The organism is Streptomyces sp. NPDC007084 (assembly GCF_040703595.1).
GTDB lineage: Bacteria > Actinomycetota > Actinomycetes > Streptomycetales > Streptomycetaceae > Streptomyces.
In genome coordinates, this window is the sequence record NZ_JBEYFY010000020.1 from 20920 (window position 1) to 46801 (window position 25882).

Consider the following 25882-nt stretch of genomic DNA (forward strand, 5'->3'; position numbering starts at 1 on the left):
GGCCACGGCCGGCGCTCAGCGTGGCGCCGGCTCCATCCGGTCGGCGTCGAGGGCCAGTTGGCGGCGGGCACGGGTGAAGGGGCGAGGCCGGTCGACGGCGAGGACCGCTGTCGCACGGTGGTCGCGCTCGTAGACAGCGAGGAAGCCGCCGTCCGCCGGTGCGCCGTCGTGGAGGTCGCCCTCGACGATCCGGACCGTGTCCTGCGGCTGACGCCGTCCCGCGAACTGGATCCGTGCCCCGTACTGGTCGGACCAGAAGTAGGGCAGGGATTGCGCGGTCTCGATGGTCCGGCCGGCGAGCAGGTTGGCGACGGCGGCGTGGGGTTGCTCGGTCGCGGAGGTCCAGTGTTCGGCGCGGCTGCCGTCCACCCGGGCGACATCGCCGACGGCGACCACGTTCGGGAGGGCGGTCACGCAGCCGGCGTCGCAGACCACACCGTCCCGGACGGCAAGCCCCGAGCCGGCCAGCCACTCGGTGTTGGGGACGGCACCGACCCCGACGACCACGACGTCGGCGGGCAGTGCACGGCCGTCGCGGAGTTCCACCGCGGCGACGCTCGCGGGGTTGGTCCCGCTCCTCCGGAACCCGGCGACGGCTGCCCCGGTCACGAGTTCGACGCCGGCGCGGCGGTGGAGGGCGGCGCAGACGGCGGCCATGTTCGTGCCGAGGTGCGGGACGAGCGGCAGCGGGGCGGCCTCGACCACCGTGACGTCATGGCCGAGGAGCCTGCACGAGGACGCGGTCTCGGCACCGATGAAGCCGCCCCCGATGACCACCACGCGGCGTGGCCCTGCGGTGAGTTCGGCGCGCAGGGCGCGGGCGTCCTCGAGGGTGCGCAGGGTGTGTACGCCGCGGAGGGCGTCACCGGGAAGGCGTCGGGCGGCGGCGCCCGTGGCGATGACCAGTCCGTCGGTCGCGACGGTGCGGCCGTCGGCGAGGACGACGGTGCGGCTTCGGGTGTCGAGCCCGTCGGCGCGGACGCCGAGAAGCCATTCGGCGTCGATTTCGGCGCTCTCCTCGGCGTCGGTGAGAGCGAGTTGTGGCTCGCCGGTGCGGCCGGTGAGGAAGTCCTTGGAGAGGGGAGGTCTGTCGTAGGGGAGGTGGGGTTCGTCGCCGACGATCACGAGTCGGCCGTCGAAGCCCTGAGCGCGCAGTGTGCGGGCCGCGTACAGACCGGCGAGGGAGGCGCCCACGACGGTCACAGTCCTCATGTGGGCCGCCTGCATACAGGGTTCCTGCCGTCGAGGGGTTCCTGCGGGAGGCGGTCACCCTCGGCCCGCGCCTGGGCCGGGCCACCTCGGGAACGGGCGCGAGGTCCGGCCTTCATGCGGCGGTGCCCTCCTCCGCGGCGAGGTGGACGTGAATGATGCCGTCGTCCACGGTGACGCGGTGCGTGCGGACCGGCCGGCGGGCGGGAAGGCACGTGGGCTGGCCGGTGCGGAGGTCGAACGAAGCCGCGTGCAGGGGGCATTCGATCAGGCAGCCCTCCAGCCAGCCGTCCGAGAGGGAGGCGTCCTGGTGGGTGCAGGTGTCGTCGATGGCGTACAGCTCACCGTCGGCGTTGAACACGGCGACCGGTGGCGTGGTCCCGACGCGGACGGATTCACCGGCGGGGAGGTCTTCCAGGCGGCAGACGGGAATCATGGGCCCCCCTCTGGTCCGGACGTTCGTCCGCGACCTCTCAGGTCCAGGGGCGTCGGGAACCTTCCCGGTTCCGGACGCTTCGGTAACATGATGTTTCGCATGGCGCACGACAGAGCGCTGTGCGCAACAGAATCCGCGCGGGTGTCCCGTCACGTCAAGGGCTTCCCGCAGATGCGGCCCAAACCGGGCCGTCAGGTGGTGAGAGTTGACCTATGACCCGCACGCAGAAGCAGCCTGAACGCACCGAGGACACCTCCGGGAAGCAGAGCGGCCGGAGTGCCGGCAGCGCCGTCCAGTCGGTGGACCGCGCCGTGAGCGTGCTGGAGATCCTGGCCCGGCTCGGCGAGGCGGGCGTCACCGAGATCGCCGAGGAACTGGACGTGCACAAGTCCACCGCGTTCCGGCTGCTCGGCGTCCTGGAGAACCGGGGCCTGGTCACGCAGGCCAAGGACCGGGGGAAGTACTACCTCGGAGCCGCCGTGCTGCGGCTCGCCGGCGCTGCGGCGGTGCGCCTCGACATCTCCCAGGAGGGGGTGCCGGTGTGCCGCGAACTCGCCGACGAGCTGGGCGAGACGGTCAACATCGCGGTGCTGGACGACGACGCCGCGGTCAACATCATGCAGGCCCGCGGCACCGCCTCGGTCACGGCGCAGAACTGGCTGGGCAGACGCACCCCGCTGCACGCGACGTCCAGCGGCAAGGTGCTGCTCGCGCACATGCCGCCGACCTTGCGCGAAGGCCTGCTGGCGCGGACGCTGCCGCGTTTCACGGAGCGCACGATCACCGGACCGTCCACGCTGCGCGGCGAGTTGGAGGCCGTGATCGAGCAGGGGTACGGCATCACGCTGGAGGAACTGGAGCTGGGGCTCGCCGCGGTGGCGGCGCCGGTGCGGGCGCACGACGGCAAGGTGATCGCCGCGATCAGCGTGTCCGGGCCGGTGTACCGGATGAACGCGGACCGGCTGCCGGAGCTTTCGAAGCGGGTGGTGGCCGCGGGCGCCGAGCTGTCCCGGCGGATGGGATACGGCTTCTGAGGCTCTGAGGCGGCGGGGGTCGGCCTCCCCCGCCTCGGCCTCCCACCCAGGCCGGTGGATCACTGACGCGGGGCCGGAAATCCGGCCCCGCGTCGTTGTGTGTCCGTCGCGTTTCGGGGCTCCCGTTCCTTTTGCCAAGGGTTAACTCCCGCCTCTTGACGGCCCCCTGACGGCATTCTCAAGATGTTCCTCATCGCGCAACCCATCGTGCAATGCGCAACAGCAGAGGAGCCTGTCGTGCCCCACGAGGTCCGTGCCGTAGTCGCTGTGAAGAGGGGCGCCCCCGTGGAGGTGCGGACGATCGTCGTTCCGGACCCGGGGCCGGGCGAGGTGCTTGTCGATGTTCAGGCCTGCGGGGTCTGCCACACGGATCTGCACTACCGGGAAGGCGCGATCAACGACGAGTTCCCGTTCCTGCTGGGGCATGAGGCCGCCGGGACGGTCGCGGCGGTCGGCGCCGGTGTCACCGATCTGACGCCCGGCGACTACGTGGTCCTCGCCTGGCGCGCCCCGTGCGGAACGTGTCGCTCCTGTCGTCGCGGCCGGCCCTGGTACTGCTTCGACTCGCGCAACGCCGCCCAGCCCATGACCCTCCTCGACGGCACCCCGCTGAGCAACGCCCTCGGGATCGGCGCGTTCGCCGAGAAGACCGTGGTCGCCGCCGGGCAGGCGGTGAAGGTGAATCCGGCGGCCCGGCCGGAGGCGGCGGGGCTGATCGGCTGTGGGGTGATGGCCGGATACGGCGCGGCCGTCAACACCGGCAACGTGGGGCGCGGTGACAGCGTCGCCGTGATCGGCTGCGGTGGGGTGGGCAACGCGGCGATCGCGGGCGCCTGCCTGAACGGCGCGATGAAGGTGATCGCCGTGGACATCGACGACAAGAAGCTGGACCTGGCGGAGCGGTTCGGCGCCACCCACACGGTCAACTCGCGGGGAACCGACCCGGTCGAAGCGGTCCGGGCGCTGACCGACGGCTTCGGGGTCGACGTCGCCATCGACGCGGTGGGCCGCCCGGAGACGTACAAGCAGGCCTTCTACATGCGCGACCACGCCGGTGTGCTCGTCCAGGTCGGCGTGCCCGACCCCGGGATGACGGTGGACCTGCCGCTGATCGACCTGTTCTCGCGCGGCGGCGCCCTGAAGTCCTCCTGGTACGGGGACTGTCTGCCCAGCCGCGACTTCCCGTTCCTCATCGACCAGTACCTGTACGGGCTGCTCGACCTCAACGCGTTCGTGAGCGAGACGATCTCGCTCGACCAGGTCGAGGAGGCGTTCGCCAAGATGCGGCGGGGCGAGGTGCTCCGGTCCGTGGTGGTCCTGTGAGGAGCACGCGGAACGGGCCCCGAGGGTCCCGACGCCGTCACCCCACCGCTGCTGCCGCCATCGCGGCGACCGCCGCCACCGCTGCCGCCACCACCCCCACCACCCCCGCTGCGACCGCCGCCACCAGCGCCACCAGCGCCACCAGCGCCACCAGCGAGCAGTTCCACCCCGCGACCCGCTGAACGCTCCAACTCCCCCACCCGGCAAGGAGGGGCATGTCCAGCACTCCCGCACCCCGATCCCGTCCCCGTGTCGTCGTCATCGGCGCCGGCATCGTCGGCTGCTCCCTCGCCGACGAGCTGACCGCCCGCGGCTGGACCGACGTCACCGTTCTCGAGCAGGGACCGCTGCCCGCGCCGGGCGGCTCCACCTCGCACGCGCCGGGACTGGTGTTCCAGACCAGCCCCTCCAAGACCCTCACCGCGTTCGCGCGGTACACGGTCGAGAAGTTCTCCTCGCTCCAGGTGGCCGGAGTCTCCTGCTTCCAGCGGGTGGGCGGTCTCGAACTCGCCACCGCGCCAGAGCGGCTGGCCGATCTGCACCGCAGGGCCGGTTACGCCACCGCCTGGGGCGTCCGGGGCGAGATCGTCGGCGCCGACCGCTGCCGGGAACTCTGGCCGCTCATCGACCGTTCGGCCGTACTCGGCGGTTTCCACACCCCGGACGACGGGCTCGCCCGCGCCGTCCTCGCGGCCCGCGCCCAGTTGGACCGCGCCACCGAGCGGGGCGCCCGTTTCCTCGACCGGCACACGGTCACCGGGATCGAACGGGCGGACGGCAGGGTCACCGGGGTCGTCACCGACCGGGGCCTGTTCCCCGCCGACCACGTCGTCTCCGCGGCCGGCTTCTGGGGTCCCGTCATCGGCCGCATGGCCGGGATCGACGTACCCCTGCAACCGCTCGCCCACCAGTACGTGCGGACACGCCCGCTGCCCGGCCTGGCCGGGGCGGAGTCGGAGGCGTCGAGGCCCATCCTCCGGTTCCAGGACCGCGACCTTTACTTCCGGGAGCACCACGACCGCCTCGGCATCGGCAGCTACGCCCACCGGCCGCTGCCGGTCGACCCGTTCGCGGTCCTCCCCTACGACACGGCACGCGCGCGTGGCATGACGATGCCGTCCTCGTACCCGTTCACCGAGGAGGACTGGGAGCCGAGCTGGGAGGAGTGCCGCCGGCTGATGCCCAATCTGCGCGAGACGGAGATCGAGGAGGGGTTCAACGGGGTCTTCTCCTTCACTCCGGACGGCATGCCCGTACTCGGCGAGTCCCGGCAGCTGCGCGGGTTCTGGCTGGCGGAGGCCGTCTGGGTCACCCACTCGGCCGGTGTGGCGAAGGCCGTCGCCGAGTGGATGGTCGACGGGCGCGCCTCCGTCGACCTGCACGAGTGCGACCTCACGCGATTCGAGGAGGCGCAGCGTTCACCCGCGTATGTGCGTGAACGCGGTTCACAGCAGTTCGTCGAGGTGTACGACATCCTGCACCCCCTCCAGCCGATGGAGCACCCGCGCCCCCTGCGCGTCAGCCCCTTCCACGCCCGGCAACAGCAGCTCGGCGCGCACTTCCTGGAGGCCGGCGGCTGGGAGCGCCCGCACTGGTACGAGGCGAACGCCCCGCTGGTCGACGCCCTCGGCCCGCTTCCCGGGCGCGACGCCTGGTCGGCCCGCCACTGGTCGCCCATCGCCGCGGCGGAGGCCCGGGCCACCCGGGAGAAGGTCGCCCTCTACGACATGACCCCGCTGCGCCGGCTCGACGTCTCAGGACTGGGCGCCCTCTCCTTCCTCCAGCGCATGACCTCCAACAACCTCCGCAAGAAGCCCGGCGCGGTCATCTACACCCTGCTCCTCGACGCGTCGGGAGGCGTGCGTTCCGACCTCACCGTCGCCCGGCTGGCCCCCGACCGCTTCCAGGTCGGCGCCAACTCCCCCGCCGACTTGGACCACCTGCTGCGCCACGCCCCGCAGGACGTGCACATCAGGGACATCACGTCCGGCACCTGCTGCGTCGGAGTGTGGGGGCCGCTCGCCCGCGACCTCGTGCAGCCGCTGACACGGGACGACTTCTCGCACGAGGGCTTCGGCTACTTCCGCGCCAAGGAGACCTACATCGGCCATGTCCCCGTCACCGCGATGCGGCTGAGCTATGTCGGAGAACTCGGCTGGGAGCTGTACACCACGGCCGACCTGGGACTCCGCCTCTGGGACACCCTGTGGGAGGCGGGCCGGCCGCACGGGGTGATCGCCGCCGGGCGTTCCGCCTTCAACTCGCTGCGCCTGGAGAAGGGGTACCGGGCCTGGGGCACCGACATGACCGACGAGCACAACCCGTTCGAGGCGGGGCTCGGCTTCGCCGTCCGCATGGACAAGGACGGCTTCGTCGGCCAGGACGCCCTGCGGGACCTCGCCGGGAGAGCGCCGGACCGCCGGCTCACCGCGCTCCTCCTCGACGACCCCGCCGCCGTAGTCCTCGGCAAGGAACCCGTGCACGTCGACGGCACCCCGGCCGGATACGTCACCAGCGCCTCGTACGGCTACACGCTGGGCCGCTGCGTCGCCTACGCCTGGCTGCCCGTGCTCCCCGCCGGGACGGGGGTCCACGTCGACTACTTCGGCGAGAAGATCCCCGCGACCGTCCGCGACGAACCGCTCTTCGATCCGGAAATGAACCGAATCCGCCGTTGAATCCGATGGAGAGACAACAGCCGGAAAACGCAAGGCATGAGGAGGCCCCGTGTCCCCCACCTACGACGTCATCGTGATCGGTCTCGGCGGTATGGGCAGTGCCGCCGCCCACCATCTGTCGGCCCGCGGCGCCCGTGTGCTCGGTCTGGAGAAGTTCGGCCCGGTGCACAACCGGGGCTCCAGTCACGGCGGTTCACGCATCACCCGCCAGTCCTACTTCGAGGACCCGGCGTACGTGCCGCTGCTGCTGCGCGCCTATGAGCTGTACGAGGACCTGGAGCGGGCCACCGGCCGTGACATCGCCACCCTCTGCGGCGGCCTGATGGTCGGGCCGCCCGATTCGCGGACCGTCGCGGGTTCGGTCCTGTCGGCGCGGCAGTGGGACCTGCCCCACGAGATGCTGGACGCGGCGGAGATCCGCCGCCGCTTCCCGACGCTGAACCCGCGTGACGACGAAGTGGCGCTGTTCGAGGCCCGCGCGGGACTCGTCCGCCCGGAGAACACGGTCGCCGCGCACCTTCAGCTCGCCACCCGGCAGGGCGCCGACCTGCGCTTCGAGGAGCCGATGACCCGCTGGGAGCCGGTCCGGGACGGCGTGCGGGTGCACACCGCCGAGAACACGTACACGGCGGGCCAGTTGGTCATCTGCCCGGGTGCCTGGGCCCCGAGGCTGCTTTCGGATCTCGGGGTGCCGTTCCGGATCGAGCGCCAGGTCATGTACTGGTTCCAGCCGCGCGGCGGCACCGCGCCGTTCGTGCCCGAGAAGCACCCGATCTACATCTGGGAGGACGAGGCGGGCGTCCAGGTCTACGGCTTCCCCGCCATCGACGGACCGGAGCTGGGCGCCAAGGTCGCCTTCTTCCGCCAGGGCGGCGTCGAATGCACCCCTGAGGACATCGACCGGACGGTGCGCGAGGACGAGATCCGGGCCATGGCGGACCAGACGGCGCGCCACATCCCCGATCTGCCCGGCACCTTCCTCAAGGCATCCACCTGCATGTACTCCAACACGCCCGACGAACACTTCGTCATAGCCCGCCATCCCGCCCATCCGGAGTCGGTCACGGTGGCCTGCGGGTTCTCCGGGCACGGCTTCAAGTTCGTGCCGGTCGTCGGCGAGATCCTCGCCGACCTCGCCCTGGAGGGCACGACGGAGCACCCCATCGGCCTGTTCGATCCCCACCGCCTCGCCACCGCGCCCGCCTGAGGAGCCCGCCCGTGACGACGATCCCCGCCTCCCCGTCCCCGCTGCCCCCGTCGCTGCCCCCGTCTCCACTGCCCCCGTCCCTCATCGCCACCCTCCCCGGGCGCTACTACACGGACCCGGAGATCTTCCGCCAGGAGCAGGAGCGGCTCTTCGAGTCGATGTGGTTCTGCGCGGTCCGCTCCGGCGACCTCGCCCGGCCGGGAGCCTTCCGCACGGTGCAGGTCGGCCGCGAGAGCGTGCTGGTGACCCGCTCCCGCACGGGCGAGCTGCGCGCGTTCCTCAACATCTGCCGGCACCGGGGCGCCCGCCTGTGCACGCAGGAGTCCGGCGAGGTGCGGCGCAACCTCCAATGTCCCTACCACGCCTGGACGTACGACCTCGACGGCAGACTGGTGGCCGCCCCCAACCTGGTGAAGATGCCGGACGTCGACCGTGACGCGTACGGCCTGGTCAAAGTCGCGCTGCGCGAGTGGCTGGGCTATGCCTGGGTGTGTCTGGCGGCGGAACCGCCCTCGTTCGAGGATTCCGTCGTGGGCGCGGCCGTGGAGCGGCTCGGCACGGCCGCAGCCATCGAGCACTACGGCACCGAGCACCTCGCGCTCGGCCGGCGCGTCACCTACGACGTGCGGGCGAACTGGAAGCTGATCGTCGAGAACTTCATGGAGTGCTATCACTGCGCGACGATCCATCCCGAACTGACCGATGTGCTGCCGGAGTTCGCCGAGGGGTATGCCGCCCAGTACTACGTGGGGCATGGCGCCGCGTTCGGCGAGGAGGTCAAGGGGTTCACCGTGGACGGCAGCGAGGGGTTCGCCCGGCTGCCCGAGGTGGCGGACGAGCAGGACCGCCGTTACTACGCGATCACGGTGAAACCGACGGTCTTCGTCAACCTGGTCCCGGACCACGTCATCCTGCACCGCATGTTCCCGCTCGCCGAGGACCGCACGCTCGTCGAGTGCGACTGGCTCTACGCCCCCGAGGTGGTCGAGTCGGGCGCGGACCTGTCCAAGTCGGTGGAGCTGTTCCACCGGGTGAACGAGCAGGACTTCGCGGCCTGCGAGCGCACTCAGCCCGCGATGGCGTCCCGGGCCTATCGCGACGGAGGTGTGCTGGTTCCGACGGAGCATCACATCGGCGCGTTCCACTCGTGGTTGACGGGCCGGCTGGGAGGTACCGATGCCTGACCGGAGGACGGGCCGGCCGCTCCCCCGGCGGCTCCGGTCACCGTTGCGGCCGGGGGTTGTCGACGGCCGGCCGAAGGAGGGCGGCGTCGCATGAGCGTGGACGAGTTCGACTATGTGGTGGTCGGCGGGGGCACCGCGGGCAATGTGGTCGCGGCCCGGCTGTCGGAGGATCCGTCCGTCACCGTGTGCGTGCTGGAGGCCGGTCCCAGTGACGTCGGGGACGAGGACGTCCTGCGACTGGACCGCTGGATGGGCCTGCTGGAGTCCGGCTACGACTGGGACTACCCGGTCGAACCGCAAGCGGCCGGCAACAGTTTCATGCGGCACGCCCGGGCCAAGGTGCTGGGCGGCTGCTCGTCGCACAACTCGTGCATCGCCTTCTGGGCTCCGGCCGAGGACCTGGACGACTGGGCCGCCGCGGGCTGTACGGGCTGGGGCTCGGCCGATCTCTTCCCGCTCTACCGGCGGCTGGAGTCGAACGACGCCCCCGGCGACCACCACGGCCGCACCGGCCCGGTGAAGCTGCGCACGCTCAAGGGCGAGGACCCGTGCGGTGCGGCCCTGCTGGAGGCGTGCGCGGAGGAAGGCATCCCGGCCACCCCGTTCAACAGCGGGAGGACGGTGGTCCGGGGAGCCAACTGGTTCCAGATCAACTCCGACGAGAACAACATCCGGCAGTCCTCGTCGGTCGCCTATCTCCACCCGGTCATGGGCAAGCGGCCGAACCTCGCGATACGCACGGGGGTGCGGGCGAAGAAGCTGCTCCTGGAGGGGCGCAGGTGTGTCGGCGCCGAGTACCTCGACCCGGGTCTCGTCCGCACCCGGACGGTCCGCGCACGCCGTGAGGTGATCGTGTCCTGCGGTTCCATCGACTCCCCGAAGCTGCTCATGCTGTCGGGGATCGGACCGGCCGGGCATCTGCGCGAGGTCGGTGTCGAGGTGGTCGTCGACGCGGCGGGGGTCGGCGAGAACCTCCAGGACCATCCCGAGGGCGTCATCATGTGGGAGGCCCGGCAGCCCATGCCCGCCACCTCCAGCCAGTGGTGGGAGGCGGGGATCTTCTACGACACCGAACCGGGCCTGGACCGGCCGGACCTGATGTTCCACTACGGCTCCGTGCCGTTCGACATGAACACGGTCCGGCACGGTTTCCCGACCTCGGAGAACGCGTTCTGCCTCACCCCGAACGTGACCCGCGCGAGATCACGCGGCACCGTGCGGCTGCGGACCCGTGACTACCGGGACAAGCCGATGGTCGACCCGCGCTACTTCACGCACGAGCACGATGTGCGCGTGATGACGTACGGGCTGAAGCTGGCGCGGCGGATCGTCGCCCGGCCGGCGCTCGGCGGCTGGGCGGGCGCCGAGCTGGCCCCGGGACCGGACGTCCGCTCCGACGACGAGCTGCTGGACTACATCCGCAAGACGCACAACACCGTCTACCACCCGTCCTGCACGGTGAAGATGGGTGCGGACGACGACCCGTCGGCCCCGCTCGACGCGCGGCTGCGGGTCAAGGGGGTCGAGGGTCTGCGGGTCGCGGACGGTTCGGTGATGCCGGATCTGATCTCGGTGAACCCGTGCATCACGACGATGGCGATCGGCGAGAAGTGCGCCGACCTGGTGAAGGAGGACGCCTGACCGCCTCGTAAGAACGCGACGCAGACTCCGGGAGCTGCCCCCCGGATGGTGTCCCAGGCTCTCGCGGGCTCGCGCCTGCCCAGGGGACTGACCGGCCCCTTGTCGGACTGGACGGGCGCGTGCCCGGGGAGCTGACCACACCGAGGGACCGGCCGGCGGTCGGGGAGCCGCGCGGCCCGCCCCGGCCGACGCGCAAACCCCTGCCCCCGTCCCCGGGTCGTTACGGCGCGACCGGTGCCGGTCGTTTGAACATGCGGGTCGCGGTGATCTCCGTGTGTGCGGCCTCCCCCGCCGGGACCTCGCGCGGGAGGCCCGGCCGGAGGTGTTCCTCGACGCTGATGTACTTCAGGCCCGCGCGCAGGTCGGCGTCGTTGCGCAGACGGATGACGAGCGGGAACTCGGCGAGGGCGGTGGTGTCGAACAGGCCGGTGGTGTAGAGGAGTTGGACACCGAGCGCATCCGACACGGCTCGCTGGAGTTCCAGCAGATACGTGGCGTTGGCGCGGCCGATGGGGTTGTCGAGGAACAGGGTGCCCGCGTGCCGGTGCTTGTCCCGGCCCCGGTCGTTGCTGCGCAGGGCCGCCATCGTGCAGTACAGGGCGATGGCGGCGGTGAGGAGCTGGCCGCCGGAGAACACGTCGCCCATCTGCCCGACGGGGACGCGTTCGGCGCGCAGGACGGCGTCCGGCTTGAGGATCTCGACGGCGACACCGCGGGGCTGGAGGGCGGCGCTGACCCCGCGCAGCAGCAGGGACATCCCGTCGCGCCGCATGTCCGAGTTCTTCTTGACCGCCGCGCGGGTGGCCTCGTCGACGACCTCGCCGAGCCGCTCGGTGAGGGTGGCCTGGTCGGGCTCCTCGAAGCGGATGCGCAGGAACTCCTGTCCGGACCATTCGCCGAGGCCTTCCGGGAGCCGGGACAGCCGCTGTGCGGAGCGCAGCGTGGCGAGGGCGGACTCCACGAGCCCCCGCAGCCGGTCCACGATGGAGTCGCGGTTGCGCTCCAGCTGCTCCAACTCGTCGGTGAGCACCCGCAGTCGGGGCGCGAAGGCCTCCGCCCACTTGTGGGCGTGCTCGGGGAGCGAGGCGGCGGGCAGTTCGCGGATCTGCTGCCGGGCGGGGGTGCGCACCTGCTCGAAGCGGGTGGAGTTGGCGTGCCGTACGAGGATGTCGGAGGCCTCGCGGACGGCGGCCTCGGCGGCGCTGAGGTCGGCGGCGCAGCCGCGCAGCGAGCGGCGGCTCTCGGCGGCGGAGTGCCGGGCCTCTTCGAGGCTTCCGGGGTAGGGCTCGGGCTCGTCCTGCTCGTCGTCGGAGTGTTCCCGCAGCAGGTCTCTGAGCAGGGCCGCCGTCTCGTCGAAGCCGCCGGCGGCGTCCTCGGCGGACCGGTGGGCGGCGAGGAACTCGGCGTGCGACTCGCGGGCCCGCTCCAACGCCTCGGTGCGGGTGGCGAGTTCGGTCGTGGCGGTACGCAACAGCGCTTGGGCGTGCTCGGCGTCGCGCGGTACGAGGTCCTCGGCCAGCTCGGTGTGGGCGTCGCCTTCCTCGGGCGCGTGCCGCTCGGCCTCGCCGCGCAGCCGGCCGAGCTGCTCGCTGGCGGTGGACATCCGGGTCTCCAGGAGCTGCACCAGTTCCTCGGCGCGGGCGACGGCGGCCTGCCGGGAGGGGCCGTCCGATCCGTCGGGCGACTCCAGGAGCTGCGCGGCGCGGGTGCGGACCTTGTTGCTGAGGCGGTCCAGTTCGGCGAGCGCGGCGCTCTCGTCGCTTTCCGCGCGGGCCTGTTCGGCGCGCAGGTCGGCGCCGACGCCGACCTTCTCGTAGAGCTGTGACGCGGCCCGGTAGGCCTCGCGCAGGGCGGGGAGGGAGGACTGCGCGGCCGTGTCGTCCCCGGTCACGTCGTCCGGGGCACCGGCGATCTCCGCGCGCTCGGCGCGCAGGGCGCGGGCCGTGCGGCGGGCGTCGTCGGCGGCGCGCTGGGCGGCGCGGCGGTCCTCGTCGGCGGCGCGGGCCCGCTCCAGGCACTCCTGGGCGCGGGCCTCGGACTCGGCGGCCTCGTCGGCGAGTTCGCGGAGTCTGACCTGCCAGCCGGCGCGTTCGCGGAGCCGGAAGGCGAGTCCGGCGAGGGCGTCGGCGGCACGCCGGGCCTTCTGGGCGGTCTCCTGCCGCTCGTCGCGTACGTGGGCGGCGTCGGCGGCCGTCTCGTCGGCCTCGGCGCGGACGGTGCGCGCCTCGGCCAGCTCGGCCTCGGCCTCCTCGGCGAACGCGCGGGCGTCCCGGGCGGTCGCGGCCAGTTCGGCGAGGCGGCCCGCCGGGCAGCCGGTGCGCCAGGACGCGAGCCGCGCCGCCAGTTCGCGGTCCTTGCCGAGGCGGGCGGCGAGGGTGCGGATCTCCTCGTCCCGCCGGCCCGCGCGGGCCCGGAGCGCCTGCCGTTCCTCGTCGGCGGCGTGCTCGTCGTGCATGGCCGGGTTCGGCGGTACGAGGAAGACGCCGCCGTCGCCCGCGTCGTCGGCCGGGGTGGGGGCGAGCAGCGCGGCGGCCGTGCCGACGGCGACGGCGGAACGCGGCAGCAGGGCGGCCTCGCCAAGCGCCTCGCGGGCCCGGGCGTGGGTGTCCGGGTCGGTGATGATCACGCCGTCGACCAGCTCGGGGCGGGCGGCGAGCACACGCGCGTGGTCGACGGGGTCCACGGCCTGGGCGAGGTAGCGCCAGCCGGGCAGGGCGGGGATGCCGTGTTCGCCGAGGTACTCGACGGTGGCGAGGACGTCCGGGCCGGGGGGCAGCAGGCCGCCGTCGCCGAGCGCTCCGAGGATGCGCGCGTCGTCGGCCGCGGCGGTGCGCAGGTCGAAGAGGTTGCGCTCGGCGGAGGCGATGCCGTCTTCGAGGAGTTCGCGCAGTTCGTCGGCGTACTGGTCGAGCTGTTCCGGCGTCAGGGGCGCGCCGTCGGCGAGTCCGGGGGTGCCGTCCGCGAGCGGGGGCGTGCCGCCGGCCGGACCCCGGGCGGCGTCGGTCTCCTCGTCGCGGCGGGGCCGGGGCACGGCGCCTCGGGCGTCGGTGCCCGGCAGGCCGAGCAGTTCCGCGAGCCGCTCCTCCTGGGCGAGGGCCTCCGCCGTGCGGCGCTCCGCCGCGTACAGGCTGTCGGCGGCCGTCGCCGCGTCCGCCGCGCGGGCCGCCGTCAGCTCGGCGCGGGACTCGGCGGAGGCCGCCTCCCGCGCGTGGTCGGCGGCCCTCCGGGCGGCCTCGCGGGCGGTGTCCCAGCGGGCGACGGCGGTCTTCTCCGCGTCGCTCGCGGCGAGCGCGGCCCGCGCCGGGTCGGCGTCGGGGGCGCTGTCGTCGAGCCAGCCCGCGCGGACCGCCTCGGCGGTCTCCTGCTCGACCTCGGCCAGTCGCTGCTTCAGATGGCCGGCCTCGCTGCGGGCGCGCTGTGCGGCGGTGGCGGCGGCGGTCGCGTCGGCGTGTGAACGCTCGCCGGTCTCCTGGAGGGCGGCGGAGCGCTCCTCCTCCTCGTTGGCGAGCGACTCGGCCCCGTCGGCGGCCCGGTGCAGGGCGCGGACGAGGTCGACGGCGGCGCGGGCGCGGGCGGCGAGGGCGGGCGCCGCGTCCCGTTCGGCCTCGCGGATGGCGGCGGCCACGCGGGTGGAGCGGTCGGCGGCGGCGCGGTGCCGCAGTACGGCCTCGGCTGCCTGCCAGGCCGAGTGGAGGGTGCGCGCGTCGGCCAGCTCGCGCTTCTGCGCGGCGGCGGACTTCTCCGCTGCGGCGAGGGCCAGGGAGGCGTGCCGGTAGGCGAGTTCGGCGGCGATCAGCGCGCTGCGCTCACGTCCGCCCTCGGCGTGGGTGACGGCGTAGGCGGCGGCGGTGACCCGCTGGGCCAGTTCTCCCGCGCGTACCCGCTCCTGGACGGCGCGCGCCGACAGCCGGCGGGCGAGGGACCGGGTCCGCCGCTCGGCGCCGGTGTGGATGTCCCGCGCGCGGGCCCGGGCCTCGGCGGCGTCGACGATGCGTCCCAGGAGGTCGACCGAACCGGCGGTGAAGTCGCGCTCGGCGATGAGTTCGTCGCGTCGGCCGAGCTTGTTGCCGAAACCGCCCACGAGGTCGGCGAGTCCGTCGGTGTCGCGGGTGTCGGTGACGGCGCGCAGCAGCAGGTCGGTGAAGTCGGAGTCCTTCTTGACCGCGAATAGGCCCGCGGCCTCGCCTTCGTCGGCGTTCATCTCCCGCTGGTAGCGGAAGAGTTCGGGGTCGAGGCCGAGGTCGCCGAGGTGTTCGTTCCAGCGGTCGTGGATCTCCTCCCAGTGGACCTCCAGGTGGGGGTACGCCTTGCCCGCCTCGGTGATCGCGTCCCGGAAGCCCTTCATGGTGCGGCGCCTGCCCTGGGCGCCGGAGGTGCCTTCGGCGGAGGGGCGTACGGCGGTGGCCTCGGCGACGGGCAGGTTGTCGAGGCTGAGGCCGGGGCCGGGGCGGAAGGAGTACCAGGCCTCGGCGAACTTGCGCGGGTCGTTGGAGACCTGGCGTCCGCGCCATTCGCTGGCCTTGCCGACGACGACGCACTCGCCGGTGAGCGTGTGCTGCCACTCCAGGGCGACGTGTCCGCAGTCGTCGGCGAGGAGGAACTTGCGCAGCACGCCGGAGCTGGCGCCGCCGAGGGTGTTGCGGTGGCCGGGGAGCATCACCGAGAAGATCAGCTTGAGCAGCACCGACTTGCCGCCGCCGTTCTCCAGGAAGAGGACGCCGGCGGGCGCGGGGCGGCGCGGCGGGCCGACCGGCTCCTCCTCGAAGAACTCCGCCTGGGTGGGCGCGGGGTCGGGCACGGGCTCGCCGACTCCGCGCAGGTCCAGCACGGTGTCGGCGTAGCGCGCGCCGGCAGGCCCGATGGAGTAGAGGCGGACCCGGGACAGCTCGTACATGGCGGCGGACTCTCGTCGTGGTGAGGGGAGGCGGAACGGGTGGGGTGCCGTGGTGGGGCCGGCGTCAGGAGTGGAAGGGCAGTCCGGCGCCGGCCGCCAGCTCCAGGTCGTCGGTGTCCTCGGCGGGCAGCAGGGTCGCGGTGCCGTCGGTCACCGGGACGATGCCCAGCTCCAGCAGTTCGCCCAGGGCGGCGCTGCCCGCCATGTCACGGACCTGGAGCTGGTAGCGGGCGGTGGTGCGGTAGGTGCCGCCGGCGTCGTCCCCGGTGCGCTGGAGGAAGCCGGAGTCGGTGAGGAACGCGACGGCCTTCGCGATGATGCCGGTGGTCGAGCCGGCCAGTCTCCGGGCGTCCTTGGTGGCGCCGGTGGAACTGCGCCGGGCCCAGATCCGCCAGGCCGCCTCCAGGCCCGGGGCGTCCGTCGCCGGGTCGGTGTTCTCGCCGGTCTCCTCGGCGCGCTCCTCCAGACGGCGGCAGGCCTGCCGTACGAACGCGTCGACGCCGTTGACCGACACGCGGCCGATGTATCCGTCGTCGGCGAGGTCCTCGGGGCGCGGGAAGGCCATGGCGGCGACGGCGAGGTGGGCGAGGCCGTGCAGGAAGCGGTCCGCGGAGTCGGCCGAGGCGCGGCGCGCGTAGTCGCCCATGCGGACGGCGAAGACGGAGTCCTCGGCGGCGGTGACCGCCATCCCCGCGCGCGGGGACACCTCCAGGACGATGAGCCCGAGGCCGGCGGCGACCGCGTCGGCGAGCCGCGCGAAGGGCGGGTCCTCGCGGTAGCGGCGCAGCAGTTCGGCGTACTCCTGGTCGCGGGCGGGCTGCAGCTTGGGCTGGAGTCCGAAGGCGACGAGCCGCGCCGCGTCGGCGGCGTCGGCCGGGGTGACGGGGGCGTTCGCCGGCGCGGCGGTGGCCTCCGGTTCACTCCACTCGACGTGCTCGGTCACGGCTGGGACTCCTTGTCGAAACGGTCGGGATGATTCGGGTGGCCGAGGTGGTGGGGGTGGTCGGGGTGACCGAAGTGGCCCGAATGGTGGAGGCGGTCGGCATGGTCGACGCCGTCGGGGCGGTCGAAGTGGTCGGGACGGCCGGCGCCGTTGGGACGGCCGGCGCGTACGGGGGCGGGGTACGGGCCGTTCACGCGCGGTCCGCCTTCATCCCGGCCGCGTCGAGCAGGGCCATGCCGACGATCAGGTCGGCGCCGCCGAACTCCTCGTCGTCCAGCTCCGTTCCGTCGTCCACGGCGAACAACAGGCGCTCCTCGCCCTGGCGGTAGGCGGTGCCGACCGGCGGGCTCGCGGCGTGCACGGCCAGCAGAGCGACCAGATAGGGCAGGTCGGGGTCGCGGCGGCGCGCGTCGGCCAGCAGGCCGGAGAGTCTGCGCGGGGCGTCGGCGGGCAGGTTCAGCAGCTCCATGGCGGAGGCGAGCTGCTCCTCGCTGAAGCGGCTGTCGTCCGGGGTCGCGATCAGGTCGGGCTCGGGCATCTCCGCGCCGAGGTGCTCCCGCTCCTGGGGCGGGGTGAGCAGCAGGTCGACGAGATCGCCGACGCGGACGGCGGCGGGGGTGCGCAGGCCCGTCCCGCGCGCGAAGAAGGCGTCGGTGACCCGCAGGGCGTTCTCGACCGGGAGCGGCAGGACGGGCGCGACGAGATGCCCGTACAGGTCGATCCCCGAGGTGGTCATGGGCGTGCCGAAGGCCTGCCGGTCCTGCTCGGCGCGGAACAGCGGTCCGGCCTCCAGCAGGCGGGACTGGAGCTGGGTGTGCCGGCGGATGCAGTCCTTGACGATGTCGACCAGCTCGGCCGCGCGCCGCTTCTGCTCGGGGTCCTCGGACTCGTCACGGGCCTTGCGGATGTTGGTGAGGATCGCGTTCTCGTGGCGATAGCGGTCGGCGACGTGGTCCAGGGCCTCGGCGATCATGTCCGGGACGGTCTGGAGCCAGTCGACCGCCCGTACGTTGCGTCGTGTGGCGTCGAGGGCCTTGCGGAGGGTCTCCGCGTACTGCACGGTCCGGTAGCGGGCCTGCTCGGCGGCGAGCTGGGCGTCGGCCAGCCGGCCCCGGCTGATCAGCACCTCCAGCTTGACCTCGGCGGCGATCTGCGCGCTGGTGACGTCGGTGTCGAGGGCGCCGACCAGGACGTTGACCGCTTCGTCGGTGGTACGGAGGTAGACGCCGCCCCCGTAGCCCGGGACCTCCTCGATCAGCTTGAAGTCGTAGTCACGGCGGACGTACGAACCGTCCGGGTCGAAGGTGCCGTAGACGGCGCGGAAGCCGCGGTCGACACTGCCGACGTTGATCAGGTTCTCCAGGACCCAGCGGGCCACGCGCTCGTGCTCGGCGACGGGGCGGCGCGGGGCCTGGGCGGCGATGCGCGGGATGAGCCTGGCCACTATCTGGTCGTGGTCGGCGCCCGTGTCGAAGTCCATGTTCAGCGTGACGAGGTCGATGGCGGCGAGGGCGACCTCGGCCATGCCGTACACCGTGTACTCGCCCGCGAGGTTCGCCTTGCGTACGTCCAGGTCGTGCAGCGGCGCGGTGCAGGCGAGCGCGCGCAGCCGCCGCGCCAGACCCTCGTCGGCGGCCGGACCCGGAGCCGGGCGCGGCCCCGCGCTGAGCTGGGGCGGAACGCTGTCCGTCGATGCAGGCGAAGTCACGGTGCACAGACTAGGTCCTCGGTCCGACAACGGTCGAAACGGCCCAGAAGCGACCGCCACCCCCGGCCCGCCCACGCCCACGCCGCCGACCTGGACCTGGACCTGGACCGGAACCAGGCCATGGCCCTGGACGGACCGAGCCCGAGCCCCAGCCCCAGCCCCAGCCCCAGCCCCAGCCCCAGCCCCAGCCCCAGCCCCAGCCCCAGCCCCAGCCCTAGCCCTAGCCCTAGCCCTAGCCCTAGCCCTAGGAAGAGGATGCCCCCGCTCGGCCGCCCCCGGGCCCCTCGTCCGCCACCCGCCGCGCGTACACCTCGACCATGTCCGTGAGGGAGTCGGCGAGGTAGCCGGCGAGGAGGTGCTCGGCGCGGTCGCGGTCGCCCCGCTGCAAGGCCTGGAGGATCTGGAGGTTGCGGGTGAGGTAGGGCTCGTGGAGCCGGCGTGGGTCGTCCACGATATGGAAGGCGAGCCGGAGTTCCGCGAAGACGCTGCGCATCACCTCGTCCGTACGGGCGCTGCCGGCGAGAGCGACCAGTTCCCGGTGGAAGTGGATGTTGGCGGTGGCCACCCCTCTCCAGTCCCCCTCACCGGCCGCCCGCTGCCCTTCCGCGACGGCCCCGGCGAGCCCGTCCACGGCGTACGGGGGCCCGCCGAGCCCGCGTACGACGGCGCACTCGACGAGGGCCCGGGTGCGGTAGATGTCCTCGACGTCCTCGACGGTGAGCACCCGCACGAAGACTCCGCGGTTGAGTTCGTGCACCAGCAGCCGTTCGTGCGTGAGCAGCCGGAACGCCTCCCGCAAGGTGTTGCGCGAGACGCCGAGCGCGCCGCCGATGCTGTCCTCGGACAGCCGGGTGCCGGGCGGGAAGAAGCCGTCGGCGATACGGGTCCTGAGGATGTCCGCAACCCGCTCGGCGGTGCTCGTCCGTCCCAACAGCGCTCGGTCGTCCGCCAGTCCCGTCAGCTCTGCCATGCCCGGAATTCAATCAGGCGCGAGAACGAGACAACAGGGGTATTGAAGAATCGTTCAACAATCCTCTACCGTTTCGGAAAGGCGCCGCACAACAACCCGCACGCCCCCGCCCCGCGCACCGCCCAACGGACCCACCCCCACTCCAGTCGAGCGCCGCCCCCGCCCAAGCACGGCACGGCTCAGTCCTCAAGCACCCTCCGTTCCTCCCGCGAGGTGCCCATGAGCACGACCCCTCCGTCCCGGCCCGGACTCTCCGGGCCCCGTGGCAAGGAGTTGCTGTGAACGTCGACCACACCGTCCGGATCCCGCCGCCGGCCCACTCGCCGAAGCCGCGCTACCGCGTGTGGGAACACGGCAGGGAACACGGCGAACCGGTGGACGAGCCCACGGAGGTGGTCGGGCACTGGCGCCCCGACTTCGGTGATCCGGTGGTCGCGGCCCCGGACGACATCCCGGTGTTCTGGGCCTGCGGGGTGACGCCCCGGGCGGCCGTGACGGCGTCGCGTCCGCCGTTCGCGATCACCCACGCGCCCGAGCGGATGTTCCTCACGCACGCCCGCGACGAGCAGTACCGAGTGGCCTGAAGAGGCCGGACGAGGAGACAGGGCATCCCATGACCCGGATCGATCTCAACGCCGATCTCGGCGAGGGCTTCGGCCGCTGGCGGCTGACCGACGACGAACAGCTGCTGTCCGTCGTCACCAGCGCCAACGTGGCCTGTGGTTTCCACGCCGGGGACGCGGCCACCATGCGACGGGTGTGCGAACAGGCGGCCGAGCGGGGGGTACGGATCGGCGCCCAGGTCTCCTACCGCGACCTGGCCGGGTTCGGGCGGCGCGCCATGGACGTGCCGCCCGCCGAGCTGGCGGCCGAAGTGGCGTACCAGATCGGCGCCTTGGAGGTCTTCGCGCGGGCGGCGGGTTCCCGGGTGGCGTACGTGAAGCCGCACGGCGCGCTGTACAACCGGATCGTGCGCGACGAGGAGCAGGCCTCGGCGGTCGTGGAGGGTGTGCTGCTGGCGGGTGCCGGTCTGCCCGTGCTCGGGCTGCCGTCCTCGCAGTTCCTGAAGGTGGGCGAGCGGGCCGGACTGCCCGTCGTCACCGAGGCGTTCGCGGACCGCGCTTACACGGTCGAGGGCACCTTGGTGCCGCGTGCCCAGGAGGGCGCGGTGATCACGGACGCCGACGCGGTCGTGGAACGCTCTCTGGAGCTGGCCCGGTCAGCGGCGGTGACGGCCCTCTCCGGGGAACGCGTCGTGGTGCGCGCCCGCTCCCTGTGCCTGCACGGCGATACGCCGGGTGCGGTCGGCCTGGCCCGCCGGGTGCGCGAGCGGCTGGAGGCCTCGGGCGTACGCGTGGAGGCGTTCGTATGACAACCCACTCGACCGGCCCGGCGACACGTCCGGGGTCCACCGATACCAGCGCCCGGGCCGGCCACGGGGCGGCCCGGGCGCTCACCGAGGGCGATACCCCGGCGGGTGGCCGCACAGCCCTGGCGGTCACCTCCGGGCCGACGAGAGTCCTGCCCGTCGGCGACCGGGCCCTGCTCGTGGAGGTCTCCTCCGGCGAGGCCGCCCAAGCGCTGCACGCCGAGCTGCTGCGGCGCCGCGCGGAGGGCTCGCTGGCGGTGCGGGAGATCGTGCTGGCGGCCCGCACGGTGCTCCTGGACGGCCTGGCCGACCCCGCGCGGGTCGCGGAGCGGCTGCCGGGCTGGGAGATCCCCCCGCTGGGCACGCGCGCGCAGGCGGCCGTCGACATCCCCGTACGCTACGACGGTCCCGATCTGGCGGACGTGGCTGCGCTGTGGGGGGTGCGGGTGCCGGACGTGGGGGCGATCCACGCGGCGGCCGAGTTCCGGGTCGCCTTCTGTGGGTTCGCGCCCGGTTTCGGGTACCTGACGGGACTGCCGGAGCGGTACCACGTGCCGCGCAGGGCGACCCCGCGTACGGCGGTGCCCGCCGGCTCCGTGGCGCTCGCCGGCCCGTACACGGGGGTGTATCCGCGCAGTTCGCCGGGCGGCTGGCAGTTGATCGGCACGACGGACGCGGTCCTGTGGGACCACGCGCGCGTGCCGGCCGCGCTGCTGGCGCCGGGCACGCGCGTCCGCTTCGTCCCGGTGGAGGGCTCATGAGCGACCGGGCTCTCGCGGTGGAGCGGGCGGGCGCCCTGACCACCGTCCAGGACCAGGGGCGCGCCGGCCACGCGCACCTCGGGGTGCCGCGCTCGGGGGCGCTCGACGCTCCGGCGGCGGCACTGGCCAACCGGCTCGTCGGCAACGCCGAAGCGGCGGCCGTCCTGGAGACGACGCTCAACGGCTGTTCCCTGCGGCCCTGTTCGGGGATCGTCGTGGCGGTGACGGGCGCGCCCTGTCCGGTCACGGTGGACGGCCGTCCGGTCGCCTGGGGCGCGCCGGTCCGGGTCCCCGGGGGCGCGCTCCTGGACGTGGGTCCCGCGCGCGCGGGAGTGCGCTCCTATGTGGCCGTGTCCGGTGGCGTCGCGGTCGAGCCGGTCCTCGGGAGCCGCTCCACCGACCTCCTGTCGGGGCTCGGCCCCGCGCCGCTGACCAACGGAACGGTGCTCCCCCTGGGGTGCCCGCGTGACCCGCACGCGCGCGTGGACGTCGTTCCCCAGCCCGCGCCGCCGACCGAGCTGGTCCTGCGGGTCACCCCCGGACCGCGTGCCGACTGGTTCACCAGCGCCGCCGTGCGGACGCTGACGAGCCGCGCCTACGAGGTGTCACCCGCGAGCAACCGGATCGGCCTGCGCACTCGGGGGCCCGCCCTGGAGAGGGCCCGCACGGGTGAACTCCCCAGTGAGGGAATGGTGCTGGGTGCCGTGCAGGTTCCGCCGGACGGGCGTCCGGTGGTGTTCCTCGCCGATCATCCGACGACCGGCGGGTATCCGGTCATCGCGGTCGTCCGCGCGGCGGACCTCCCCGCCGCCGCCCAGGCGGTCCCGGGAACCCCGGTCCGCTTCGTACCGGTACGCCGCCGCTGAGCCCCCTCGGGAGCGGTACGGCGGGGGCGCGACGCCGGGCCCGTACGCCGCCGCAGCCGAATCCCGGGCTCGTACGGCCTCGGGGCGCGACGCCGGGCTCGTACGACCTCGGAGCGGGACGCCGGGCTCGTACGACCTCGGAGCGGGACGCCGGGCTCGTACGGCCTCGGGGCGGGACGTGGGGTCCGTACGCCCAGCAGCCGGATGTGAGGCGCGTGCACCAATCGACCGCCCCGTCCTCGCCCAGCCGCCCCAGGCAGCCCGACCGCCCGGCCCCAGACCCGCGACCCTCAAGCCCCACCCCCCAAGCCCCACCCCTCAAGCCGCATCCGCCTGTTCAGCCACCGACAAGGCGGCGAGCGCCGCGGAGACCGCGTGGGCCGCGCTGAGGTCGAGGCGGGCGCTGGTGCCCCGGGCCCGGTGGCGTACCTCGGAGGCGGCGAGGGTGAGCAGTTGGGGCAACAGGTCCGTGCACCGGCGGGCCACCCAGCCCGTTCCGGCGGTGGCGAGCCACCAGAGACTCGCCGAACGGCTCGGGACGGGGAACTCGGGGTCCGCCGAGGGCGCGGCCCCGGTGGCGATGCCCCGTTCGGCGAGCAGGGCGTGAAATCGCAGGGCGAGTTGGCGGTGCCCTCGCTCCCCCGGGTGCAGCCGGTCGGCGCTCCACATGGCCCGGTCGGTCAGCCAGTCCTCCTCGGCGGCGTGCAGGTGCAGCGCGCCGTGCCGTTCGGAGAGGGCGTGCACGACGGTGTTGACGGCGCGCTGCCGCCGGGCCAGCGGCCGGGCGAGGGCCCCCGGCAGTCCGAGCATCGAGCCGGGGTCCGGCAGGCAGGCCGTCATCACGAGGGTGTCCCGGGCGCGGAAGGCCGCGTAGACGGTGTCGAGCCGCTCGGCGACGGTGTGGATGTCGAAGGTGCAGCGCAGGGTGTCGTTGACGCCGATGAGCACGGAGACGACGTCGGGCCGCAGGGCGAGTGCCGCCTTGGTCTGCCGCTCCAGTACGTCCCGGGTCTGCGCCCCGCTGACCGCGAGGTTGGTGAACTCCACGGCCGCGTCCATCGGGGCGAGTCCGCGGGCGAGCAGCGCGGCCCATCCCCGCCACCGGTCCCCCACGGGGTCGCCCACGCCTTCGGTGAGCGAGTCCCCGAGGGCCACGAAGCGCAGCGCTCTCATGCCACGCCCTCCGGGAACTCCCGAAGCTCCTGACGTCCCTCAAGCCCTCGGCGCCCCTGGAACTCGCGGAGTTCGTGGAGTTCGCGGAGTTCGGGCTGCCGGGATGCGGCGGGGACCGTGGCGTCGTGCGCGGCGAGGAAGCCCGCGACGGCCGTGTCCCAGCCGAAGCACTCAGCACGCGCGCGTGCCGCCGCCCGGCGCTCGCTCTCGCGGCGGCCGAGCAGCAGCCCGACCGCGTCCGCGAAGGAGTCCCCGCTGTCGGCGGCGGTGGCCCCGGCGGAGCCGATCACCTCGGGCAGGGCGGACAGCGAGCTGGCGACGACGGGGGTGCCGCAGGCCATGGCCTCCAGCGCGGCGAGCCCGAACGTCTCGGCGGGCCCGGGGGCCAGGCACACGTCGGCCGAGGCCTGGAGCGAGCCGAGCAGAGCGCGGTCGGCGACATGGCCGAGGAAGGTGGCGGGCAGCCTCCGCTCCCGTGCCCGCTGTTCGAGCCGGGTCCTGAGCGGTCCGTCCCCGGCGACGACCAGCACGGCCCGCCGTCCGCGCCGCAGCAGCGACTCCAGGGCGTCGAGGGCGGTGCCGGGCCGCTTCTCCACCGAGAGCCGGGAGCACATCACGAGCAGGATCTCGTCCACGCGCGCGTGGCGGGCCCGCAGCGCCGGGTCCCGCAGGTCCGGATGGCGCCCTTCCAGGTCGACGCCGAGGGGTGCGCGTACGACGTTGCGGGCGCCGACGCGGACGAACTCGCGCTCGGCGAACTCCGTGGTGCACACCACGCGCGCGTAGGAGTGCGCGGTACGGACGTTGAGGGCGTCGGCGGTCCGGCGGGCCATCCCTTCCGGGAGCCCCCAGGTCCGCAGGACGCCGTCGGCGGTCTCGTGGGACACCATGACGGCGGGCACCCGGGCGCGCCGGGCCCAGACGCCGGTCCAGCGCAGGGTGGTGCGGTCGGAGACCTCCAGGCGGTCGGGGGCGAGCGACTCCAGGAGGCGGGCCACTCTCCTCTTGTCGGTCAGGACGCGGTAGCCGCCGGTGCCGGGCAGCAGTGGGCCGGGGAGGGTGATCACGCGGCCCTGTCCGGTCTCCCGGTCGCTCGCGCGCTCGCCGGGGACGATCAGGACCGGGTCGTGGCCGGCCGCCAGGTAGCCGGCGCCGAGTTCCCGCAGGGCGGTGCGCAGGCCTCCGGAGGCGGGGGCGACGAAGTTGGCGAGTCGTACGATCCTCAGGCCCATGCCGCCACCAACTTCCGTGCGGACAGGACGTTCTCGTAGTGGCCGATGAGCTGGTCGCCCACCGCGGCCCAGGTGCGGCCCTCGACCATGGCGTGTCCCGCGGCTCCGTAGGCCGCCCGCAGCGCGGGGTCGGCGGCCAGGGTCAGCACCGCGTCCCGGACGGCGTCGCCGTCGCGGGGCGGGACGAGCAGTCCGGTGCGGCCGTGGTCCACCAGGTCGAGGGGTCCGCCGGCGGCGGGTGCCACGACGGGCACGCCGCTGGCCATGGCCTCCTGGACGGTCTGGCAGAAGGTTTCGAAGGGGCCGGTGTGCGCGAAGACGTCCAGCGAGGCGAAGATCCGCGCGAGTTCGTCGCCGGTGCGGCGGCCGAGGAAGGCGGCGCCGGGGAGCGCCGCCCGCAGGGTGGTGTCGCTGGGGCCGTCGCCGACCACGACGACGCGGACGCCGTCGAGTCCGCAGACCCCGGCGAGCAGTTCGACCTGCTTCTCGGGGGCGAGCCGGCCGACGTAGCCGACGATCAGCTCGCCGTCGGGGGCCAGTTCACGGCGTAGTGCCTCGTCGCGGAGGGCGGGCCGGAAGCGGGCCGTGTCGACGCCGCGCGCCCACAGCCGGACGCGGGGCACCCCGTGTGTCTCCAGGTCGTGCAGGGCCGCGCTGGAGGGGGCGAGCGTCAGGTCGGCCGCGGCGTGCACGGAGCGGATGCGCCGCCAGGCGGTGGCCTCGCCCGCGCTGATGTACGTACGGGCGTAGCCGGCCAGGTCGGTCTGGTAGACGGCGACGGCGGGGATGCCGAGCCGGGCGGCGGCGGCCATGCCGCGCACACCGAGGATGAAGGGGCTGGCCAGGTGGACGATGTCCGCGCGGTGTTCGGTGATGGCCGCGGCGACGCGTCGGCTGGGGAGGGCGACGCGGACCTGGGGGTAGCCCGGGAGCGGGAGGGAGGGGACACGGACGACGGGACACGGCGCGAGGGCGTCGGGTCCGTTGCCGGCGGCGGTGGCCGGGGCGACGACGAGGGGAGCGTGACCGCGTTCGACGAGGTGCCGGGCGGTCTGGAGCGCGCAGTGGGCCACGCCGTTCACATCGGGGGGAAAGGATTCGGTCACGATGACGACACGCATACGGGTGTTCTCGCCGCACTGGACGTGCCCGCGTCAACTTGGATCTTTGCGAACGGTGAACGTCCCGTGAGCGTTGCGCTCCGCACCCGTCCAGGTCAGCCCGCGTCCACGCGACTCCGGCCCGCGGGCCACC

General features: G+C 73.6%; 20 protein-coding genes and 1 pseudogene. 11 read left to right on the plus strand and 10 right to left on the minus strand.

Features of this window, described 5'->3' with window-relative positions:
- Nucleotides 1-15 precede the first annotated feature (15 nt).
- On the minus strand, nucleotides 16-1212 hold the full coding sequence (locus tag AB0912_RS18400; protein WP_366700860.1) for an FAD-dependent oxidoreductase: 1197 nt from the start codon (nucleotides 1210-1212) through the stop codon (nucleotides 16-18).
- Nucleotides 1213-1324: 112 nt separating this feature from the next.
- The gene (locus tag AB0912_RS18405) at nucleotides 1325-1645 is read right to left on the minus strand and encodes a bifunctional 3-phenylpropionate/cinnamic acid dioxygenase ferredoxin subunit (protein ID WP_366700862.1); all 321 of its coding nucleotides are present in this window, start codon (nucleotides 1643-1645) and stop codon (nucleotides 1325-1327) included.
- A gap of 212 nt (nucleotides 1646-1857) precedes the next feature.
- On the opposite strand from AB0912_RS18405, the gene AB0912_RS18410 reads away from it, so the two are divergent.
- The 7 genes from AB0912_RS18410 (at nucleotide 1858) to AB0912_RS18440 (ending at nucleotide 10712) form a co-directional block, all read left to right on the plus strand.
- Nucleotides 1858-2679, plus strand: a complete 822-nt coding sequence (locus AB0912_RS18410) for an IclR family transcriptional regulator (protein WP_366700864.1) — start codon at nucleotides 1858-1860, stop codon at nucleotides 2677-2679.
- A gap of 237 nt (nucleotides 2680-2916) precedes the next feature.
- Entirely contained in the window at nucleotides 2917-4002 is a 1086-nt protein-coding gene (locus AB0912_RS18415) for an S-(hydroxymethyl)mycothiol dehydrogenase (protein ID WP_366700866.1), read from the plus strand.
- Nucleotides 3999-4184 carry a hypothetical protein gene (locus tag AB0912_RS18420; protein WP_366700868.1) on the plus strand — a complete coding sequence of 62 codons (186 nt, stop codon included), beginning with the start codon at nucleotides 3999-4001 and terminating at the stop codon, nucleotides 4182-4184. Before AB0912_RS18415 ends, AB0912_RS18420 begins: the two co-directional genes overlap by 4 nt.
- Before the next feature lie 33 nt (nucleotides 4185-4217).
- On the plus strand, nucleotides 4218-6680 hold the full coding sequence (locus AB0912_RS18425; protein ID WP_366700870.1) for an FAD-dependent oxidoreductase: 2463 nt from the start codon (nucleotides 4218-4220) through the stop codon (nucleotides 6678-6680).
- Nucleotides 6681-6729: 49 nt separating this feature from the next.
- The gene (gene solA, locus AB0912_RS18430) at nucleotides 6730-7887 is read left to right on the plus strand and encodes an N-methyl-L-tryptophan oxidase (RefSeq protein ID WP_366700872.1); all 1158 of its coding nucleotides are present in this window, start codon (nucleotides 6730-6732) and stop codon (nucleotides 7885-7887) included.
- 53 nt (nucleotides 7888-7940) lie between these two features.
- The gene (locus AB0912_RS18435) at nucleotides 7941-9071 is read left to right on the plus strand and encodes an aromatic ring-hydroxylating dioxygenase subunit alpha (protein WP_366701026.1); all 1131 of its coding nucleotides are present in this window, start codon (nucleotides 7941-7943) and stop codon (nucleotides 9069-9071) included.
- A 90-nt stretch (nucleotides 9072-9161) separates the two neighbouring features.
- Nucleotides 9162-10712, plus strand: a complete 1551-nt coding sequence (locus AB0912_RS18440) for a GMC family oxidoreductase N-terminal domain-containing protein (RefSeq protein ID WP_366700874.1) — start codon at nucleotides 9162-9164, stop codon at nucleotides 10710-10712.
- A gap of 220 nt (nucleotides 10713-10932) precedes the next feature.
- Here the strand turns inward: AB0912_RS18440 and AB0912_RS18445 are convergent, their stop codons facing one another.
- From AB0912_RS18445 to AB0912_RS18465, 5 genes are all read right to left on the minus strand, one after another.
- Nucleotides 10933-15606, minus strand: a complete 4674-nt coding sequence (locus tag AB0912_RS18445) for a hypothetical protein (protein WP_366700876.1) — start codon at nucleotides 15604-15606, stop codon at nucleotides 10933-10935.
- Between the two features lie 64 nt (nucleotides 15607-15670).
- On the minus strand, nucleotides 15671-16549 hold the full coding sequence (locus AB0912_RS18450; RefSeq protein WP_366700878.1) for a hypothetical protein: 879 nt from the start codon (nucleotides 16547-16549) through the stop codon (nucleotides 15671-15673).
- Complete coding sequence (locus AB0912_RS18455; RefSeq protein ID WP_366700880.1) at nucleotides 16546-16743, minus strand: hypothetical protein; 198 nt, start codon at nucleotides 16741-16743, stop codon at nucleotides 16546-16548. The genes AB0912_RS18450 and AB0912_RS18455 overlap by 4 nt, the downstream gene beginning before the upstream one ends.
- Complete coding sequence (locus AB0912_RS18460) at nucleotides 16740-18257, minus strand: hypothetical protein (RefSeq protein ID WP_366700882.1); 1518 nt, start codon at nucleotides 18255-18257, stop codon at nucleotides 16740-16742. The genes AB0912_RS18455 and AB0912_RS18460 overlap by 4 nt, the downstream gene beginning before the upstream one ends.
- Nucleotides 18258-18501: 244 nt before the next feature.
- Nucleotides 18502-19227 (minus strand): GntR family transcriptional regulator, encoded by a 726-nt coding sequence (locus tag AB0912_RS18465; RefSeq protein WP_366700884.1) that lies wholly within the window; start codon nucleotides 19225-19227, stop codon nucleotides 18502-18504.
- Between the two features lie 362 nt (nucleotides 19228-19589).
- Between AB0912_RS18465 and AB0912_RS18470 the strand changes: the two are divergent.
- From AB0912_RS18470 to AB0912_RS18485, 4 genes and pseudogenes are all read left to right on the plus strand, one after another.
- Nucleotides 19590-19811: pseudogene (locus tag AB0912_RS18470) on the plus strand (DUF1445 domain-containing protein); the annotation flags it as partial.
- A gap of 29 nt (nucleotides 19812-19840) precedes the next feature.
- A complete protein-coding gene (locus AB0912_RS18475; protein WP_366700886.1) occupies nucleotides 19841-20599 on the plus strand; it encodes a 5-oxoprolinase subunit PxpA in 759 nt (252 codons plus the stop codon).
- Nucleotides 20596-21357: an allophanate hydrolase subunit 1 gene (locus tag AB0912_RS18480; RefSeq protein WP_366700888.1), complete on the plus strand. Its 762-nt coding sequence runs from the start codon at nucleotides 20596-20598 to the stop codon at nucleotides 21355-21357. Before AB0912_RS18475 ends, AB0912_RS18480 begins: the two co-directional genes overlap by 4 nt.
- Nucleotides 21354-22223: a biotin-dependent carboxyltransferase family protein gene (locus AB0912_RS18485; RefSeq protein ID WP_366700890.1), complete on the plus strand. Its 870-nt coding sequence runs from the start codon at nucleotides 21354-21356 to the stop codon at nucleotides 22221-22223. Before AB0912_RS18480 ends, AB0912_RS18485 begins: the two co-directional genes overlap by 4 nt.
- 318 nt (nucleotides 22224-22541) lie before the next feature.
- Here AB0912_RS18485 and AB0912_RS18490 read toward each other — a convergent pair whose 3' ends face one another.
- From AB0912_RS18490 to AB0912_RS18500, 3 genes are read right to left on the minus strand one after another with little or no spacing between them, the layout of a single operon-like run.
- A complete protein-coding gene (locus tag AB0912_RS18490; protein WP_366700892.1) occupies nucleotides 22542-23396 on the minus strand; it encodes an SGNH/GDSL hydrolase family protein in 855 nt (284 codons plus the stop codon).
- Complete coding sequence (locus AB0912_RS18495; protein ID WP_366700894.1) at nucleotides 23393-24628, minus strand: glycosyltransferase; 1236 nt, start codon at nucleotides 24626-24628, stop codon at nucleotides 23393-23395. The genes AB0912_RS18490 and AB0912_RS18495 overlap by 4 nt, the downstream gene beginning before the upstream one ends.
- The gene (locus AB0912_RS18500; RefSeq protein WP_366700896.1) at nucleotides 24619-25749 is read right to left on the minus strand and encodes a glycosyltransferase family 1 protein; all 1131 of its coding nucleotides are present in this window, start codon (nucleotides 25747-25749) and stop codon (nucleotides 24619-24621) included. The genes AB0912_RS18495 and AB0912_RS18500 overlap by 10 nt, the downstream gene beginning before the upstream one ends.
- Nucleotides 25750-25882 lie beyond the last annotated feature (133 nt).